The organism is Bradyrhizobium macuxiense, assembly GCF_001542415.1.
Lineage (GTDB): Bacteria > Pseudomonadota > Alphaproteobacteria > Rhizobiales > Xanthobacteraceae > Bradyrhizobium > Bradyrhizobium macuxiense.
Map to the genome: position 1 here is coordinate 143,719 of NZ_LNCU01000120.1, position 17,286 is coordinate 161,004.

15 protein-coding genes are annotated in these 17,286 nt (G+C 65.3%); 5 read left to right on the plus strand and 10 right to left on the minus strand.

Features of this window, described 5'->3' with window-relative positions; translation table 11 throughout:
- Positions 1 to 17 precede the first annotated feature (17 nt).
- Positions 18 to 605, minus strand: a complete 588-nt coding sequence (locus AS156_RS37490) for a DUF2239 family protein (RefSeq protein ID WP_066515033.1) — start codon at positions 603 to 605, stop codon at positions 18 to 20.
- Positions 606 to 736: 131 nt separating this feature from the next.
- On the opposite strand from AS156_RS37490, the gene AS156_RS37495 reads away from it, so the two are divergent.
- Both AS156_RS37495 and AS156_RS37500 read left to right on the plus strand, forming a co-directional pair.
- Positions 737 to 1,402: a glutathione S-transferase family protein gene (locus tag AS156_RS37495; RefSeq protein ID WP_066515034.1), complete on the plus strand. Its 666-nt coding sequence runs from the start codon at positions 737 to 739 to the stop codon at positions 1,400 to 1,402.
- A 248-nt stretch (positions 1,403 to 1,650) separates the two neighbouring features.
- The gene (locus AS156_RS37500; RefSeq protein ID WP_066515216.1) at positions 1,651 to 1,986 is read left to right on the plus strand and encodes a GIY-YIG nuclease family protein; all 336 of its coding nucleotides are present in this window, start codon (positions 1,651 to 1,653) and stop codon (positions 1,984 to 1,986) included.
- Between the two features lie 9 nt (positions 1,987 to 1,995).
- Here the strand turns inward: AS156_RS37500 and AS156_RS37505 are convergent, their stop codons facing one another.
- The 4 genes from AS156_RS37505 to ggt all read right to left on the minus strand — a co-directional run bounded on the left by AS156_RS37505 (position 1,996) and on the right by ggt (position 7,680).
- Positions 1,996 to 3,378, minus strand: coding sequence for a serine hydrolase domain-containing protein (locus AS156_RS37505; protein ID WP_245313238.1), 1,383 nt, complete (start codon positions 3,376 to 3,378; stop codon positions 1,996 to 1,998).
- 85 nt (positions 3,379 to 3,463) lie between these two features.
- Positions 3,464 to 4,345, minus strand: a complete 882-nt coding sequence (locus tag AS156_RS37510) for an SDR family oxidoreductase (protein WP_066515036.1) — start codon at positions 4,343 to 4,345, stop codon at positions 3,464 to 3,466.
- A 102-nt stretch (positions 4,346 to 4,447) separates the two neighbouring features.
- On the minus strand, positions 4,448 to 5,746 hold the full coding sequence (locus AS156_RS37515; protein WP_066515038.1) for an MFS transporter: 1,299 nt from the start codon (positions 5,744 to 5,746) through the stop codon (positions 4,448 to 4,450).
- A gap of 188 nt (positions 5,747 to 5,934) precedes the next feature.
- The gene (gene ggt, locus AS156_RS37520; protein ID WP_066515039.1) at positions 5,935 to 7,680 is read right to left on the minus strand and encodes a gamma-glutamyltransferase; all 1,746 of its coding nucleotides are present in this window, start codon (positions 7,678 to 7,680) and stop codon (positions 5,935 to 5,937) included.
- A 120-nt stretch (positions 7,681 to 7,800) separates the two neighbouring features.
- Between ggt and AS156_RS37525 the strand changes: the two genes are divergently transcribed.
- Positions 7,801 to 9,180 (plus strand): MFS transporter, encoded by a 1,380-nt coding sequence (locus AS156_RS37525; protein WP_066515222.1) that lies wholly within the window; start codon positions 7,801 to 7,803, stop codon positions 9,178 to 9,180.
- A gap of 152 nt (positions 9,181 to 9,332) precedes the next feature.
- Here AS156_RS37525 and purH read toward each other — a convergent pair whose 3' ends face one another.
- The 3 genes from purH to AS156_RS37540 form a co-directional block, all read right to left on the minus strand.
- On the minus strand, positions 9,333 to 10,925 hold the full coding sequence (gene purH / locus AS156_RS37530; RefSeq protein WP_066515040.1) for a bifunctional phosphoribosylaminoimidazolecarboxamide formyltransferase/IMP cyclohydrolase: 1,593 nt from the start codon (positions 10,923 to 10,925) through the stop codon (positions 9,333 to 9,335).
- 84 nt (positions 10,926 to 11,009) lie between these two features.
- Positions 11,010 to 12,761, minus strand: coding sequence for a heparinase II/III family protein (locus AS156_RS37535; RefSeq protein ID WP_066515043.1), 1,752 nt, complete (start codon positions 12,759 to 12,761; stop codon positions 11,010 to 11,012).
- Between the two features lie 117 nt (positions 12,762 to 12,878).
- Positions 12,879 to 14,225 carry an RsmB/NOP family class I SAM-dependent RNA methyltransferase gene (locus tag AS156_RS37540; RefSeq protein WP_066515045.1) on the minus strand — a complete coding sequence of 449 codons (1,347 nt, stop codon included), beginning with the start codon at positions 14,223 to 14,225 and terminating at the stop codon, positions 12,879 to 12,881.
- Positions 14,226 to 14,401: 176 nt separating this feature from the next.
- Between AS156_RS37540 and AS156_RS37545 the strand changes: the two genes are divergently transcribed.
- Together AS156_RS37545 and AS156_RS37550 are read left to right on the plus strand one after the other, a co-directional pair.
- A complete protein-coding gene (locus tag AS156_RS37545; RefSeq protein ID WP_066515047.1) occupies positions 14,402 to 14,641 on the plus strand; it encodes a DUF1674 domain-containing protein in 240 nt (79 codons plus the stop codon).
- Positions 14,642 to 14,784: 143 nt separating this feature from the next.
- Entirely contained in the window at positions 14,785 to 15,384 is a 600-nt protein-coding gene (locus tag AS156_RS37550; RefSeq protein WP_201456177.1) for a thermonuclease family protein, read from the plus strand.
- A gap of 105 nt (positions 15,385 to 15,489) precedes the next feature.
- Here the strand turns inward: AS156_RS37550 and AS156_RS37555 are convergent, their stop codons facing one another.
- Both AS156_RS37555 and AS156_RS45430 read right to left on the minus strand, forming a co-directional pair.
- Complete coding sequence (locus AS156_RS37555; protein WP_066515225.1) at positions 15,490 to 16,005, minus strand: L,D-transpeptidase; 516 nt, start codon at positions 16,003 to 16,005, stop codon at positions 15,490 to 15,492.
- A gap of 462 nt (positions 16,006 to 16,467) precedes the next feature.
- On the minus strand, positions 16,468 to 17,286 hold an 819-nt coding region (locus tag AS156_RS45430; RefSeq protein WP_245313239.1), incomplete at its 5' end, for an AMP-binding enzyme.

Below are 17,286 nucleotides of genomic sequence, written 5' to 3' on the forward strand. Positions count from 1 at the left end.
GAATAGTCAAAGACGAGCTAGTCCGCTTGATCGCTATAGGCGAGCTTGATCGCATGGTCGCGGATGTCGACCGGCCAGTCTGCGATCAATGTCGCAAAGCGGCGACGGTCATGCGCGAACAGGGCGCGGATCGCGTCCTCGTAATGCGGACGGTTGCCGGCCATCGCGGTCATGAAACGATAGGCGGCGTCCTGGGCGAGGCGCGTGCGATCCCTGTCGCCGCTGGAGCGCCGCGCCTCGTCGATCAGCTTGCGGAGGGCAACCGATGCGCCGCCTTTCTGCTGGGCCAACCAGTCCCAGTGCCGCGGCAGCAGCGTGACCTCGCGCGCGACGACGCCGAGCCTGGGTCGGCCGGGGCCGCGCGGCGCGGCAGGCGCGGGCTGTTCGTCCGCGGTGGCCGATTCCGGCTTCGGCAGGCGCGCCAGCACGTCGTCGACCGAGCCGCGGAGATCGATGTCGACCAAGGCGGAGCTGTGGCCGTTGAACACCAGGATCGCCGCGTCCTTGCGCTGGTCGAGCAATTGCCTGGCGGCGCGGGCGACGTCGGCGAGGTTGCCGGCGGCAATGCGGTGGTCGCCCTCGAAGGCGACATAGGCCGGGTTCATTGGAGGTACCTCCGATAGCGCGACATATCGCCCGGGTAATTTAAGGCAATCCCGACGCGTGCATCTCGACTTTCTTGTTCCAGGCTGGCACCAAGCGCCGCTTGCCTGCGCTGACATTCCGGGGAACGCCAATGCTGACGGTTCATCATCTCAACAATTCCCGCTCGCAGCGCGTGCTGTGGCTGCTGGAGGAGTTGGGCGTGCCTTACGAGATCGTGCGCTATCAGCGGCAGCCGGACATGCGGGCGCCGAAGGAGCTGCGCGCGATCCATCCGCTCGGCAAATCGCCCGTCATCACCGACAACGGCAACACCATCGCGGAATCCGGCGCGATCATCGAATACATCATCGCGACCTACGGCAATGGTCGCCTGATCCCGCAGGCGGATACGCCGGAGCGGCTGCGCTACACCTATTGGCTGCACTATGCCGAGGGATCGGCGATGACGCCGCTGCTGCTGAAGCTGCTGTTCACGCTGATGCCGAAGCGCGCGCCGGCGCTGCTGCGGCCCCTCGTGCGCAAGGTATCCAACCAGGCGCTGTCGACGCTCGTCAATCCGCAGCTCAAGCAGCACATGGCCTATTGGGAAGGCGAGCTCGGCAAGGGCGAGTGGTTCGCCGGCAGCGAATTTTCCGGCGCCGACATCCAGATGAGCTTTCCGCTCGAAGCCGCCGCTGCGCGCGGCGGGCTCGAAGACGGCCATCCCAGGTGCATCGCCTTCCTCGAGCGCATCCACGCGCGCCCGGCCTATGCACGGGCGCTGGAGAAAGGTGGGCCGTACGAGGTCGGCCGCTAGCGCCTTGCTCATCACGGCAGCTCGACCAAAGGAAGCAGCCGCGAGTCCGGCAGCGCCGCCGTGCGATGTCCAATGCCGGCGACGCTGGGCGAAGTCGCGCCCGGCATTCCAGGTCGGTTCCAGATAACAGGTGGCATCCATGTCAGGACATCCCATCGGATTTCATCTGGATGGTGTTTTATCCGGGTGTAATTGCATCGTCAATAATACCCGGATATAAATCGATGGCCAATCCGAATGGAGCCGCCATGAAGTCCGAGACCCGAAAGCTAGCCATCGCTGAGTACAAGAAGCGCGAGAGCGTCGCGGGCGTGTTCGCGATCCGCTGCCGTGCGACCGGCGAGGTCTGGGTCGCGCAGGCGCTCGATCTCGAGAAGATCCAGAACCGCATCTGGTTCACGCTGCGCATGGGCGATCACCGGAATAGCGAATTGCAGCGGGCGTGGTCGGCGCATGGTGGAGCGAGCTTCTCGCTCGAAACGCTCGAGCGCATCGAGGATGAGGAGTTGGCCTATGTGCGCGACACGCTGCTCAAGGGGCGCGTGCAGCACTGGCGCGCGCGGTTGAACGCGGGCGCGATCTAGGCATCCGCGCTATTCCTTGATCGTTGACAGAACCTCGGAGATGAGCCGTTCGACACCACCGCCGGACGGGCCGGTGGAATCTCCCAGGCGCACGATCACGACGTTCCGCGACGGAATGATCGCGATGCGCTGGTCGAGGAAACCGGTCGCAAAGAATGCGTCCCGCGGGATGCCTTGCCTGATCCGCTTCTCTGCGCCCTTGGCCGTGCTGCGATTGGTCCAGAGCCCGGCGCCATAGTCGGTATTGAGCGTCGCGGTCGCGGAGAAATTCACCCAATCCTCGCTGAAGAGACGCATGCCGCCGACCTGACCGTTGCTGAGATAGAGCATGCCGAGCCGCGCCCAATCGCGTGCGCTGGCAAGCATGTTGGATGCGCCTTGCAGCGTACCGAATGCGTCGAATTCCAACGTCACGTGGCGCATGCCGAGCGGATTGAACAGTTCGCGCCACGCAAAGGCGAGTGTCTGTTCCGGCCCGCCAACGGTGTCACGAATGATCCCTGCCAGCAGTTGATACGATCCGCTGGAATAGTGCCATCGCGTGCCCGGCGGCGCGATCAGCCGCGCCTTCGCGGCATAGCGGGTCATGTCCTCGTCGAGATACATGCGGCTTGCCTCGTCGAAGCCGAGGAATGTCTCGTCCAGCGCCAGTCCGGACGTCATCCGCATCAGATGCTCGATTGTGATCGCGCGACGCGGATCACTTGCGCCCTGCCACCGAGAGATCGGCGCTGCCATCGCGGGATCGATGAGCTTCTTTTGCTGCAGAATCCCGATCAACGCATTCACGACCGACTTGCTGAGCGAAAATCCGAGCAGCTGCGTATCAACGCCAACGCCCGGCGCATAGCGTTCGGCAATGACGCGGCCGTTGTGGACCACCACCACGGCCTTGGTCCTGCGGGATACTTCCCCCGCCGGCTCCTCGAACGCATGATCGAGCGCCGTCGCGAGCGCCGCGTCCGGCGTCTCGACAACCGCCGGAGGGGCGATCTCCGGCAGCAACGGAGGCGATGTCGGAATTCTCAGCGCGTCGAGGTCGCTCCGAAGCAGGTAGGGAGGTTTTGACCCGAGCCGCAAGGTGCAACCAAAGCCTTGGCGAAACGTGGCCTGGCCGTGCACCAATCCCATGATCGATGTCTCGACGACCTTGGCTGTCTGATCGACCCGGTAGCTCATCACGTATCGCCACGGCCGGACGCTCGGAATATCCGTGATCGCCGCAAAATTGGCATCCGCGTCGAGCCCGGAAACGAAGGTCCTGATGCAGACATTGTGCGCGACGAAGTCGGCCATGAAGCGGGCGGCCTTGTCGGCTCGAAAATAGCCGCCGGCAACCAGAACCGCGGCGGACAGCAGCACAGCCAACGCGATCCAGATCCGAGCGCGCACGCGTCACCTCTTCGAGAAAAGCCACGCGCCTAGAGCACGGTGAGATGAGGATGCATCATTATTATGACGCCTTGTCTGAGCGCGATCATCCCTTAGCGGATGGCAAGGGTTGTACGATGACGCCGGGCGGCGGCACGTCGTCGTCGGGAACAAAGAAATCCGACATTAGCGGCACCGAGCGGTCGACGCGATAGGACTCGAAGTCGCGCACGCCGTTGGCGTAGAGCACCTTGTCGTCGATGCAGAAGTGGCCGGTGAACTCGCGCGACGGCCGGGTGACAATCGCATAGGCCGCGTCGCCCATGATCTCGGGCGTGCGGCTCGCGCGCATCATGGTGTCACCGCCGAGCAGATTGCCGACCGCGGCGGTCGCGATCGTGGTGCGCGGCCACAGTGCGTTGACGGCGATGCCTGCGGACTTCAGCTCGCCGGCCAGCCCGAGCACGCACATGCTCATGCCGTATTTCGCCATCGTGTAGGCGGTCGAATGCTCGAACCATTTGGTCTTCATGTCGAGCGGCGGCGACAGCATCAGGATGTGCGGGTTCTCCGCCTTCTTCAGATGCGGGATGCAGTATTTCGACACCATGAAGGTGCCGCGGGTGTTGATTCCCATCATCAGGTCGAACCGCTTCATGTCGGTCGCCTGCGAGGTGGTCAGGCTGATCGCGCCGGCATTGTTGACGCAGATGTCGATGCCGCCGAACTCGGCGGCAGTCTGCTCGATCGCCGCCACCACCTGCGCCTCATCCCTGATATCGCAGATCACCGGCAGCGCCTTGCCGCCGGCGCCTCGGACCTCGTCGGCGGCGGTGTATATTGTGCCCTTCAGCTTCGGATGCGGCTCGGCGGTCTTCGCCGCGATCGCGACATTGGCGCCGTCACGCGCGGCCCGCAGCGCAATCGCCAGCCCGATGCCGCGGCTCGCGCCCGAGATGAACAGCGTCTTGCCTTTGAGCGATGTCATTTGCCGGCTCCTTCACAGTTAGGGACGCGCGACTGCTAGGGCTCCCACAAGGGGAGAGGCGAAGTGGAGCAAGCGGTGTGGCCACGATGCTACCTCATCACCTCACGCATCCGCATGCAGCACGCGACCGCGTGTCTCCGGCAGCGCGTAGGCGGCGAGGAAGAACACGCCGTAGGCCGCCACCGCAAAGATCGCGATCGCGTTCGCGAGCGTCGTTGTCGTCGACAATGCACCGACCAGGTACGGAAACAGCGCGCCGACGCCGCGGCCGAAATTGTAGCAGAAACCCTGGCCGGAACCGCGCAGCCGTGTCGGATAGAGCTCGGTCAGGAACGCGCCCATGCCGGAGAAATAGCCGGAGGCGAAGAAGCCGAGTGGGAAGCCGAGGACCCACAGCACCTCATTGGACAGCGGCAGCTGGGTGTAGAGCAGCACCACGGCGATGGCGCCGAGCGAGAAGATCAGGAACAGGTTACGCCGGCCGATGCGATCGGCGAGCCAGGCGCCGACCAGATAGCCGATGAAAGAGCCGATGATCAGGGTCGCCAGATAGCCGGTGGAACCGACCACCGAGAGCTTGCGCTCGGTGGTGAGGAAACGCGGCACCCAAAAGGTGATGGCGTAATAGCCGCCCTGCATGCCCGTGCCCACCAGCGAGGCCAGCAGTGTGGTCTTCAGGATCGGCCCATGAAATATCTCCCACAATGCGGCTGGCCCGCTGCCGGACGCCTGCCGTTTCGCCATCGTCGCCGCGGAAATCTCGGGCTCGGTGACATAGCGGCGGAGGTAGAACACGAGCAGCGCCGGCAGCGCGCCGATCACGAACATCCAGCGCCACGCGCTTTCCGCCGGCAACATCGAGAACAGCACGGCCTGCGCCACCACGGCGAACCCCCAGCCGATTGCCCATCCGGATTGCACCGAACCGACTGCGCGGCCGCGATATTGCGCACGGATTGCTTCGCCCATCAGCACGGCGCCCGCGGCCCATTCGCCGCCGAAGCCGAGGCCCAGCAGCGCGCGGGCGATCAGGAGTTGATCGAAATTCTGCACGACGGCGCAGATCAGCGAGAACACCGAGAACCAGAGGATGGTGAATTGCAGCGTCCTGACCCGCCCGATGCGGTCGGCGAGGTATCCGCCGAGCCAGCCGCCGACGGCCGATGACAGCAGCGTCACGGTGCCCGCGAGTCCTGCGGTGCCGGGATCGACCTTCCACAGCGTGATGATGGTGCCGATCACGAGCGGGTAGATCATGAAATCCATGCCGTCGAGCGCCCAACCCGCGCCGCAGGCCCAGAAGGTGCGCCGCTCCTGCAGGTTCATGTCGCGGTAGAAGGCGAGAAGGCTGGTGTCCTCGATCTCGGCGACTTCAATGGGTTTGGATTCGGCTGAACTCATACGCGTTCCCTTGGAGGCTATTGTTGCCGGCACTTGGAGGGCGCAGCCAGCTCGCGCGGAACCGACAATTTAGCGCGATGCCGTACGGTGGGCAAAGGGGCGTTTGCGCCGTGCCCACCAGGATTCAGCGTGCTCGCGAGGGTGGGCACGCTCGCGCTTTGCTCACCTTACGCTTGTGCCGCCGAGTTTCACTGTCCTGCCGCTTCCGAACCGCGCGTGCGCGGATCGGGCGCGCCGAGCAGTCCGTTTGATGTGACGAGGATCGAGTTGGCCGAGGAGTAGCCGAGCGGCTCGACCAGCCTGTGGCCCTTGGCCTTCAGCTCGTCGAGGACATCCTTGGGAAACCCGCGCTCGATCCTGACCTCGTCGGGCAGCCATTGATGATGGATGCGCGGCGCCGCAACGGCGGCGGCGATATCCATCTTGTAGTCGATCACGTCGACGATGATCTGCGTCACCGCGGAGATGATGCGGCTGCCGCCGGGCGAGCCCGTCACCAGCACCGGCTTGCCGTCCTTCAGCACGATGGTCGGCGCCATCGACGACAGCGGACGCTTGCCCGGTCCGGGCAGGTTGGCCTCGAAGCCGACCAGGCCGAACGCATTGGAGGCGCCGGGCGCGGCGGTGAAATCGTCGAGCTCGTTGTTGAGCAGCACGCCGGTGCCGTCAGCGACGAGGCCGACGCCATAGGGGAAGTTCAGCGTATAGGTGTTGCTGACGGCGTTGCCGCTGGCATCGACGACGGAGTAGTGCGTGGTGTTGTCGCCTTCGTGCGGCTGCTTCGCGTTCCGCACATCGGTCCACGGCGTGGCGCGGGCGGGGTCGATGGTCGCGCGCTGCTTGGCGGCGTAGTCCTTGTCGATCAGCAGTTGTGTCGGCGCATCGACGAAGGCGGGATCGCCGAGATAGCGCGCGCGATCGGCATAGGCGCGCTTCATCGCTTCGATCATCACATGCAGCGAAGTGGCCGAGCCCTGCTTGAAGTCGGACATCGGAAAGCCTTCCAGGATGTTCAGGATCTCCAGCAGCACCACGCCGCCCGAGGAAGGCTGCGGCATCGAGACGATATCGTAGCCGCGATAGGTGCCGCGGATCGGCTGACGGATCACCGGCTGATAGGATTTCAGATCGTCGAGGCTGATGATGCCGCCGGCATCCTTGATGCCCTTGACGAGCTTCTCGGCAACCGCGCCGTCGTAGAAGCCGCGTGGACCTTGATCCGAAATCGCGGTCAGCGTCGTGGCGAGATCGCCCTGGATCAGCCGGTCGCCCTCGTGCAATGGCGTGCCGTCGGCCTGCAGGAAGCCCTTTGCCGAATTCGGCCAGCGCGACATACGGCGATACATGTCGTGGAGCGTATCCGACGTGTCGTCGGTGACGATGAAGCCGTCGCGCGCTAGGTCGATTGCGGGCTTGATGATCTGCGCCAGCGTGAATTTGCCGGAGCCGTATTTCTCGAGCGCCAGCGCCAGTCCGGCCACGGTGCCGGGCACGCCGATGCCGAGGGCGGAGTTGCGCGACTTGTCGGGATCCGGCTTGCCGCCGGCGCCGAGGAACATGTCGCGCGTCGCGGCCTGCGGCGCGGTCTCGCGGTAGTCGATGGTGACGTCCTCGTTGCGACCGGCGAGATGGATCACCATGAAACCGCCGCCGCCGATATTGCCGGCGCGCGGATAGGTCACAGCCATCGCAAATCCGGTGGCAACCGCGGCGTCGACCGCGTTGCCGCCCTGGCGCAGGATGTCGGCACCGGCCTGTGCGGCGAGTTTTTCCTGTGCCACCACCATGCCGCTTTCGGCGGGGATGCTGTGAATTGTGTCGGCGGTTGGCGGCGTATAGAAGCGGCGCTGCACCTGGCCGAGTACCGGCGCCGCGAAACCGATCACCAGAAGAGCGGCGAACAATCGTCGCGATATCATTGCAACATTTGCCATCGAAACTCCCGCCCCGTTCATCACCGAACTGACATCCACCAAACAAGCTCATGCTATATGGGGACGAGACGGTGAGGCAAAACGCCTGTTCGTGAGGCGAGTTGAGGAATCTTTATGGCGATGACGGCGACGGCACAGGACGTGGGCGATGTGAGGACCTATCCGGGACGCGCCGCCGTCATCAGCTGGATCTTCTTCGACTGGGCCGCCCAGCCCTATTTCACGCTGATCACGACCTTCGTCTTCGCACCGTATTTCGCGAGCTTCGTCGCGCCGGACCCGGCGAGCGGACAGGCGCTGTGGGGCTTTGCCACAGCAGCGGCCGGGCTCGCGATCGCGCTGCTGTCGCCGGTGCTGGGCGCGATTGCCGACGCCAGCGGCCGCCGCAAGCCGTGGATCGCGGGCTTCGGCGCGCTGCTCGTGATCGGCGCGAGCGCGATGTGGATCGGCAAGCCCGGCAATCCCGAGGTGATCCCCGCGCTGCTGCTCGCCTATGCGATCGCAAGCGTCGGCGTCGAGTTCGCCACCGTCTTCAACAACGCGATGATGCCGACGCTGGTGCCGCCGGACAGGATCGGGCGATTGTCAGGCACCGGCTGGGCCACCGGTTATGTCGGCGGCATCCTGAGTCTCGTGCTGGTGCTCGGCTTCCTCGCCGCCAATGCCGAGACCGGCCGCACGCTGTTCGGATTCACTCCGCTGTTCGGTCTCGATCCCGTGATGCACGAAGGCGATCGCATCACCGGACCACTGACGGGGCTGTGGTTCATCATCTTCGTGGCGCCGATGTTCCTGTTCACGCCGGATTATCCGGCGAAGCGGCGGCTGCGCGATGCGCTCGGCGAAGGCCTGCGCGAGCTTCGGCAGTCGCTCGCCAGCCTGCCGAAGCAGAAATCGATGGCGCGGTTTCTGCTCGCGAACATGATCTACACCGACGGGCTGGTATCGCTGTTTGCCTTCGGCGGCATCTATGCCGCCGGCACGTTCGGCTGGGACACGATCCGCATCGGCACCTTCGGCATCATCCTGGCGATTGCCGGCACGTTCGGCGGATGGCTCGGCGGCAAGCTCGACGACGCGTTCGGGCCGAAGCGCGTCATCACGGGCAGCCTGCTGATCCTGCTGTTTGCGATCGTCACGATCCTCACCGTGAACAAGGACTCCGTCCTGTTCATTCCGGTCGCGCCGCCGGTATCAGGCGGTCCGTTCTTCGCCGGCGCGGCCGAGCGCGCCTACATCGTGCTCGGCTGCCTGATCGGCGCCACCGGCGCGCCGCTGCAGGCGGCCTCGCGGTCGCTGCTGATCCGCCTCGCGCCGAAGGATCGCATCGCGCAGTATTTCGGCTTGTTCGCGCTGACCGGGAAGGTGACGTCGTTCATCGGCCCGCTCATGATCGGGGCGATCACCGCGGCGACCGCGAGCCAGAAGGCCGGCATGGCCGTGCTGGTGCTGTTTTTCCTGGTGGGCCTGGCGCTGCTGGCGAAGGTGCGGGAGCAATAACCGCTGTCGTCCCGGCGAAAGCCGGACCCATACCGCGTGATCTATCGAAGGCGCGCTGGGGTTAGTCGCCCCTCACCAAGCAAGTTCGGTGGTTATGGGTCCCTGCTCCCGTGCGCAATTGCGCACTAGGCAGGGACGACCATGCCGAAAGATCAGTGCCGGAAGTGCCTGACGCCGGTGAACACCATGGCGATGCCGTGCTCGTCGGCGGCCTTGATCACCTCGTCGTCGCGCATCGAGCCGCCGGGCTGGATCACCGCGGTGGCGCCGGCCTCGATGCAGGCGAGCATGCCGTCGGCGAACGGGAAGAACGCGTCGGAGGCGACCACGGAGCCCTTGGTCAAGGGCTCCGCCAGCTTTAGCTCGGCCGCTGCATCCAACGCCTTGCGGGCGGCGATGCGCGCGGAATCGACCCGGCTCATCTGCCCGGCGCCGATGCCGACGGTCGCGAGGTCCTTGGCGTAGATGATGGTGTTCGACTTGACGTGCTTGGCGACCCGGAACGCGAATTTCAGATCGCGCAGCTCGGCATCGGTCGGCGCGCGCTTGGTCGCGACCTTGAGGTTCATGTCTTCGACCACGGCATTGTCGCGGCTCTGCACCAAGAGACCGCCGGCGACTGTCTTGGCGGTGAGGCCGACCGCGCGCGGGTTCGGCAGGCCGCCCGCGAGCAACAGGCGCAGATTGCGCCGGCCGGCGATGATCGCGATCGCTTCCTCGGTCGCGTCGGGCGCGATGATCACCTCGGTGAAGATGCCGATGATGGCGCGCGCGGCGTCCGCATCGAGCGTGCGGTTGACCGCGATGATGCCGCCATAGGCCGAGGTCGAATCGCAGGCCAGCGCACGGGCGTAGGCAGTGGCGAGATCAGGGCCCTCGGCGACGCCGCACGGATTGGCGTGCTTGACGATGACGCAAGCCGCGGTGCGGTTCGGATCGAACTCGCCGATGCATTCATAAGCGGCATCGGTGTCGTTGATGTTGTTGTAGGACAGTTCCTTGCCCTGCAGCTGCCGCGCGGTGGCGACACCCGGCCGCTTGTCCGGCGTGGCGTAGAACGCCGCGCTCTGGTGCGGATTCTCGCCGTAGCGCAGCGACTGGATCAGCCTGCCGCCGAAGGCGCGGAAGTCCGGCGCCTTGGTATCGAGTTGCACGGCGAACCAGTTCGAGATCGCGGCGTCATAGGCCGCGGTGCGCGCATAGGCCTTTGCGGCGAGCCGCCGGCGCAGGCCGAGCGAGGTCGCGCCCTTGTGCGCGGCTAGCTCGTCGAGCACCGACTGATAGTCCTGCGCCTCGACGACCACGGCCACGTCGTCATGGTTCTTCGCCGCGGCGCGGATCATCGCGGGGCCGCCGATGTCGATGTTCTCGATGCACTCCTCGAAGCCGGCGCCTTTGTTGACGGTCGCCTCGAACGGATAGAGATTGACGACCAGGAGATCGATCGGCGCGATGCCGTGCGCCTGCATCGCCGACGCATGCTCCTTGTTGTCGCGGATCGCGAGCAGGCCGCCATGCACCTTCGGATGCAGGGTCTTGACCCGGCCGTCCATCATCTCGGGGAAGCCGGTCAGCTCGGAGACGTCCTTGACCTTCAATCCTGCCGCGGCGATCGCCTTGGCGGTGCCGCCGGTCGAGACCAGCTCGACGCCATGGTCGGCAAGCGCCTTCGCAAAATCGATCAGTCCGGTCTTGTCGGAAACGGACAACAGAGCGCGGGTCACGCGGCGAAGCTGTTCGGTCATCTCATAAATCCCTGGCTGTTAAGGCAGCCGGGTAGCATGGTTTGGTGGGTCACGGAACCGGGAAGGTCCGGTTTGGGGACAAATTTACAGCGGCAGTTCCGGCTCGCGGCGGGCGTTGCGCCGGGCATTGGTGGCGGAGGCCGAGGTCGAGGAGCGCATGAAGCTCCAGCGGATCGTGGACACCTGCCGCGCGTCCAGCCGGAGCACGATCTGGGAGGTGCGGCGCGGGCCGTCATTGCCGGCGAGGAACACGCTGTCCTCGAGATCGACCTTGTCGTCGAGCGCCTCGAAGGTCCAGACGTCGCGGTTGGGCAGCACCAACATCACGCCGCGTGCGTCCGACAGGCGGCTCGCCTTCACCGAAGGATGCAGGTGGAAGCGCAACGCAAAGCCGGTCTCGCTGCCCTTGATGCGGCCGCCCGATGCCGGCGAGAGCTGATCCTCGCCCTCCAGGCGGGTGCCGTCGTGAGACAAGACCAGCAGGCGGCGATGGATCACGCCGAAGCGGGAGAGATAGCCGTCATGCGAGGTGGTCAGCATCTCGCCGTCGGTGACGGGTTCGCGGTAATTCTCGACATGGCTGGGGCCGCTGGTGATCGGCGCGCCGCGCAGCAGCCGCTTCATCGCGGAAAGCTCGACGAACTGGCACGACGAGGCCTCGCGATAGGTCAGCGTCGAATGCGCCGCGGTGGAGCGTGCGAACGGCCGCCAATTCTCGCGCCCGGTGCTCGGCATGCCGCAGTTGACGACGATGCGGCTCGGACCGGACGAGAGCTCGAAGGACAGGCAGCCGGCATGCGCATCCTGGCTGACACTTGGTGGCGGCGGTGGGCCGGTGTCGACGATCAGGGTGGCCGTGCCGGCATCGATCCGCTGAAAGCCGGAATGCGGCATGCTCGACATCGGCACGCCGCGCGTGTCGTCATAGGCGAGCAGGGTTGCGACGAGATCGGACGGCGCGGTGCTCATGCCGTTGAACAGCGCGAAGCTGCCGTCGCCGTGCCGGAAGAAGCGCAGCATCGGCATCATGCGGTCGATCGCATTCAGCAGCGCCGGTGGCGGTGCGATGTTCCGCGCGGCAAACGTCTGCCGCAGCGGCAAGAGATCGCTGAGCAGTTCGACCAGCGCTCCGGGATTGCGCGAGATGTGGCCGCCATCGGGCAGGATCTGGCGCTGCAATTCCTCGGAGAGCTTGCGCGATGTCGCCTTGATGTTGCGTGCCTGGTTGGCGAGGCAGAGCGAGGCGTAGCACTGCGCGATCAGCACCTGCAGGCGCGGCACGCCGTCATTGTCGAGCGCCGCGTAGCGCAAATAGCGGATCTCGCGCGCCAGCCCGCGCAGATATTTACGGTAAAACTTGCCGTCGCTGTCACCGAGCACCAGTGGCGCCTGCGACAACAGCGAGATCACGCGGCGCGCGCGCACATCGGCGCGGCCTTCCAGCGGCCGCCTGCGCGCCTGGTTCGAGATCCAGTCGTCGACCAGCGAGCGCGCATTGGCGCGGGTCAGCGCGGTGTCGGCGGCGCGCAGATGGCGCAGCCAGCCGAAGCCGAGCAGGGCGGCTTCCCAATCTTCCGACGGCGGTTCGAGATCGAAGATCGAGCGCCCGTGACAGGTGACGATCTTGCCGGCGAAGACGAATCGGCCGGCATAGATTTCGGCGGCGCGGGTGGCGTCGGCAGTCCGCAGGTCGTGCGGCGCGATGATCAGCCGGTCGGTGCGGCCGGGCCACAGCCGCGACAGCGCGACGGTTCCGCCGCTGGCGCGTGCGACCATGCTGCGGGCGAAGCGGCCAGCAATCAGCGTCGAGATGCGTCTGCTTTGAGCGACCGACACGCCTAACCTTGTGGGGAGGGGATCTTGAACGAATCCTTATTTAATCCGGAAACGCGCCCAAGACACCCTCTTGAATCTGCGCGAATCAGTCGGAGCTTAGAAGACACAAGTTTAAAATCAGGATTTAACCAGCCTGGCCGCGTAAAATCCATCCAGCCCGCCCAGCCGCGGGTCGGCATGGGGCAAATGGCAGGGCAGGGTGCGCAAATCGCCGGCGGCGGTGACGATTTCGTTGAGGCCCGCGACCTCGTCTTTCGCGACCGGCGCACGGCGCAGGCCTGATTCGCCCGCCAATAGCGCTGCAATTGCCTGTTCGCCTTCCTCAGGCTCCAGCGAGCAGGTGCAGTAGACCAGCGTACCGCCGGGCTTCAGCAGCGCGACGGCCCTTTGCAGCAGCCGCCGCTGCAGTCCGGACAGCGCGGCGATGTCAGCCTCCTGCCGCAGCCAGGCGACGTCGGGGTGGCGGCGAATCGTTCCGGTCGAGGTACAGGGCGCATCGACCAGGATGCCGTCAAAGCCTTCGGCTTCGGTCGACCATTCGGCCGAATCAGTCACCACGTTCTCGGCCTGCAGCGACAGGCGCGTGAGGTTGTCGCGCAGCCGCGCCATCCGCGCCGGCGACCGATCGACGGCAGTGACGCGCGCGCCGGCAAACGCGAGCTGCGCGGTCTTGCCGCCGGGCGCGGCGCAGAGGTCGGCGATCGCCTTGTCCTTGACGTCGCCGAACAGGCGCGCGGGCAGCGCGGCGGCGGCGTCCTGCACCCACCACTGGCCTTCAGCGAAACCCGGCAGCATGGTCACGGAACCCTGCAGCAGCGTGCGCACGGTTCCCGTCGGCAGCGTCTCGCCGTGCAGGCGGCTCGCCCATTGCGGCGCATCCGACTTCACCGTGAGATCGAGCGACGGCTCATGGCCGAGCGCGAGCGCCATGTCGCGTGCGGTCGATTCACCGTAATGCGCGATCCAGCGCGTCAGCATCCATTGCGGCAGATCGAGCGACTGCGTCTTGACTTCGTCGATCAGGCCCTGGCCCTCGCGCGCGCAACGGCGCAGCACGGCGTTGACGAGCCCGGCATATTTCGCCGCGCGCCGGTCCGACTGCACCAGACGCACCGAGAGATCGACCGCGGCGTGATCGGGCACATCCATCCAGAGGATCTGTGCGGCGCCGATCAGGAGCGCGCTCTGCGCGCGCGGCGCATCGGTCGGGACACCACGGTCGAGCAGGCGCGACAGCAGGTGACCGAGCGTGCCGAGCCGGCGCAGGATGGTCGACACCAGCCGGCGCATCAGCGCGCGATCGCGATCGGCGAGCGATTTCAGGCCGGGATGTGCACCGGCGCCGTCGAGCTGGTCGTCGAGCGTGCGATGCTTGTGCAGCACGCCGTCGAGGATGTCGGCCGCGATTCGTCGGGCCGCGAGACCGGGTACTTCTGAGGGAACTGCAAATCTTGAAGGAGGCATGGAGCGGAGATATCTCGAAAGGTGCTGAGTTACATTCGGCTCATGCCTATGAACTGGAAAGCACCTGTGGCATGCGAATATGCCAAATGTAAGAATCGTGCCGGGATATCTTGTGACTGTGATGCCGCCGCTGCGCCGACATCAAACGGCGAGACGCGCAGCCGGAAAATTTTGCCATGTCTGACAAATCTTCAGCGTCTGACAAATCTTCAGCGCCATCGGAGCCCGCCCCGCGCAAGCAGCTAGCGCCGGCAGCGCAACGGGCACTTGCCGAGGCCGAAGCGCGGCGAAAGGCGGCCGAGGCGGCAGCCGCGCAGGATGCGTCCACCCGGCCGAAAGAATTCCAGGGTCCGAAGGGCCCGGAACCGACCCGTTACGGCGATTGGGAAACCAAGGGCATCGCCTCGGACTTTTGAGACCCTTGTGTGACCGGCCGACTCAGGGGCTAGATCATGATGCGATAGAATAGAATCGCATCATGATCTCATCTCTTTGTTTGAGCATGATCTTTTCGGAAAACCGGTTTCCACTTTTCCGGATCATGCTCCAGCTCGGGAATATGTCCCCATACGAGAGAATAAATACTCATCGTGCGCCGGGACGGCCGCCCTTCGGCAGGTCGCCCTGGGGCCGGCGATTCTCGAAGGCGCTGCCCTGGGTGTTCGTTCTCGGCATGGCTGCCGGCAGCATGTTGCCGATCCGCCAATGGGTGCATTTGCCGTTGCCGCACTGGTCCGACAGCCGGTCTCGCGAAACCGACGCGATCTGGAAGCGGGCCGGCGCACCGGATGCCCGGCATCCCGCTGACGTCATCAGGACAATCGATGGCGACACCTTCGCGGCGCGGGTGCATGTATGGCCGGGCCTCGACCTGACCACCCACGTCCGTTTGCGCGGCATCGATGCGCCGGAGCTGAAGGCGTCCTGCCCGCAGGAATTGCAGATGGCGGAGGCGGCGACTTCAGCGCTACGCGATCTGCTCCGGGAAGGCGACGTTACGATCTACAATGTCGGTCCCGACAAATATCAGGGGCGTGTCGTCGCCGATGTCGCGACGGGGAAGACCGCCAACGTATCGGCGGCGTTGCTCGCAGGCGGTTATGCGCGCACCTATAACGGTGGTCATCGTAGCGGCTGGTGCGCCAACGCCTGGCGTTGAGCGCGACGATTGCAAGCCGCGACGCGTCGTTGTGCATCAAGCTCAAGCGCCGCAATTAAAAAGCCGCGCGCATGCGCGGCTCTTTTCATCAGTTCTTGCAGACGATCAGCGGGTCACGACCACGGTCGTACCGACCGACACGCGCGAAAAGAGGTCGGTGATGTCGGGGTTCAACATGCGGATGCAGCCGTAGGAGACGAAGCCGCCGACCGAGCCCGGCATATTGGTGCCGTGGATCGCGTATTCGCCGCCGGCGAGAGTCATCGCGGCGACGCCCATCGGGTTATGGGGCGAGCCGCCGGCGATCACGTCCGGGATGCTCGGCTTGTCGCGCTTCACTTCGGCGGGCGGCGACCAGGCCGGGTAGCGATACTTGCCGTCGATCCGGGTGGTGCCGGCCCACTGCTTGCCGGCCTTGCCGACGCCGACCGGGTAACGCATGGCGTGACCGGAATCGAGAATGAGATAGAGGTGCCGTTCGTTCGTCCTCACCACGATGGTGCCCGGCGAATAATTCTCGGCGTGAATGCCGACCATTTCCGGCCGTGCTTCGGCCGCCGACGACATCAAAACGCCTGCCCCGATGGTGGCGGCCAACGCCACCGCAATTCTCAACGACATCACCTTCTCCACTGCCCAACAGCCCCTTGCGGGGCCTCAAAAAACAAGGAGCAAAGCCCAAGAGCCGGGCCTGCCGGTCTCACGTACGCAATGTTAACCGCGTGGTTTAACCGGATGGTTGCCACGCTGGTCGCGAGACACGTCCTGATGGTGCGAGGAAAGGAAATGTTCGGATTAAAGTAAATGACCTGGAAACAACACTTGGCCGCAATCGCGCCGCGGCGGCGCCACGCCCCTGACGATTACGTGAAAGGCCGGTGCCGCCAAATGAAAGGGCCGCGGCGATGATCGCGCGCGGCCCTGCGGCTCTGTATCCGGATGCTGGAGCATGATCCGGAAAAGTGTGAAGCGGTTTTCCCTCGCGACAAACGCGGAACGCGTTTGCGCGGAGATCATGCTTAAACAAGAAGCTAAAGCGCGATGACGATTCAATCTGATCTCATCGCGCTTTAGGGGCGCGGGCTACGCCCCCGCCCCCTTCTTGTTCTGGCGGTTATGGACGAGATCGTCGACCACGGCCGGATCGGCGAGCGTCGAGGTGTCGCCGAGGCTGGACGGCTCGTCCTCCGCGATCTTGCGCAGGATGCGGCGCATGATCTTGCCCGAGCGCGTCTTCGGCAGGCCGGGCGCGAACTGGATCAGATCGGGGGATGCGATCGGGCCGATGTCCTTGCGCACCCAGGCGACCAGCTCCTTGCGCAGCGCTTCGGTCGGCTCGGTGCCCTTCATCAAGGTGACATAGGCGTAGATGCCCTGGCCCTTGATGTCGTGCGGGTAACCCACGACCGCGGCTTCCGACACCGCCTCATGCGCGACCAGCGAGCTTTCGACCTCGGCGGTGCCCATGCGGTGGCCGGAGACGTTGATGACGTCGTCGACGCGGCCGGTGATCCAGTAATAGCCGTCGGCGTCGCGGCGACAGCCGTCGCCGGTGAAGTACTTGCCCTTGTAGGTCGAGAAGTAGGTCTGCTCGAAGCGGGCATGATCGCCATAGACCGTGCGCATCTGACCCGGCCAGGATTTGGTCAGGCAGAGATTGCCCGAGGTCTCGCCGTCCAGCGTCTTGCCGTCGGCATCGACGATCTCGGGCACCACGCCGAAGAACGGCCGCGTCGCCGATCCCGGCTTCAGCTTGGTGGCGCCGGGCAGCGGCGTGATCAGGATGCCGCCGGTCTCGGTCTGCCACCAGGTGTCGACGATCGGGCAGCGGTCGTCACCGACCACGCGGTAATACCATTCCCAGGCTTCCGGATTGATCGGCTCGCCGACCGAGCCGAGCAG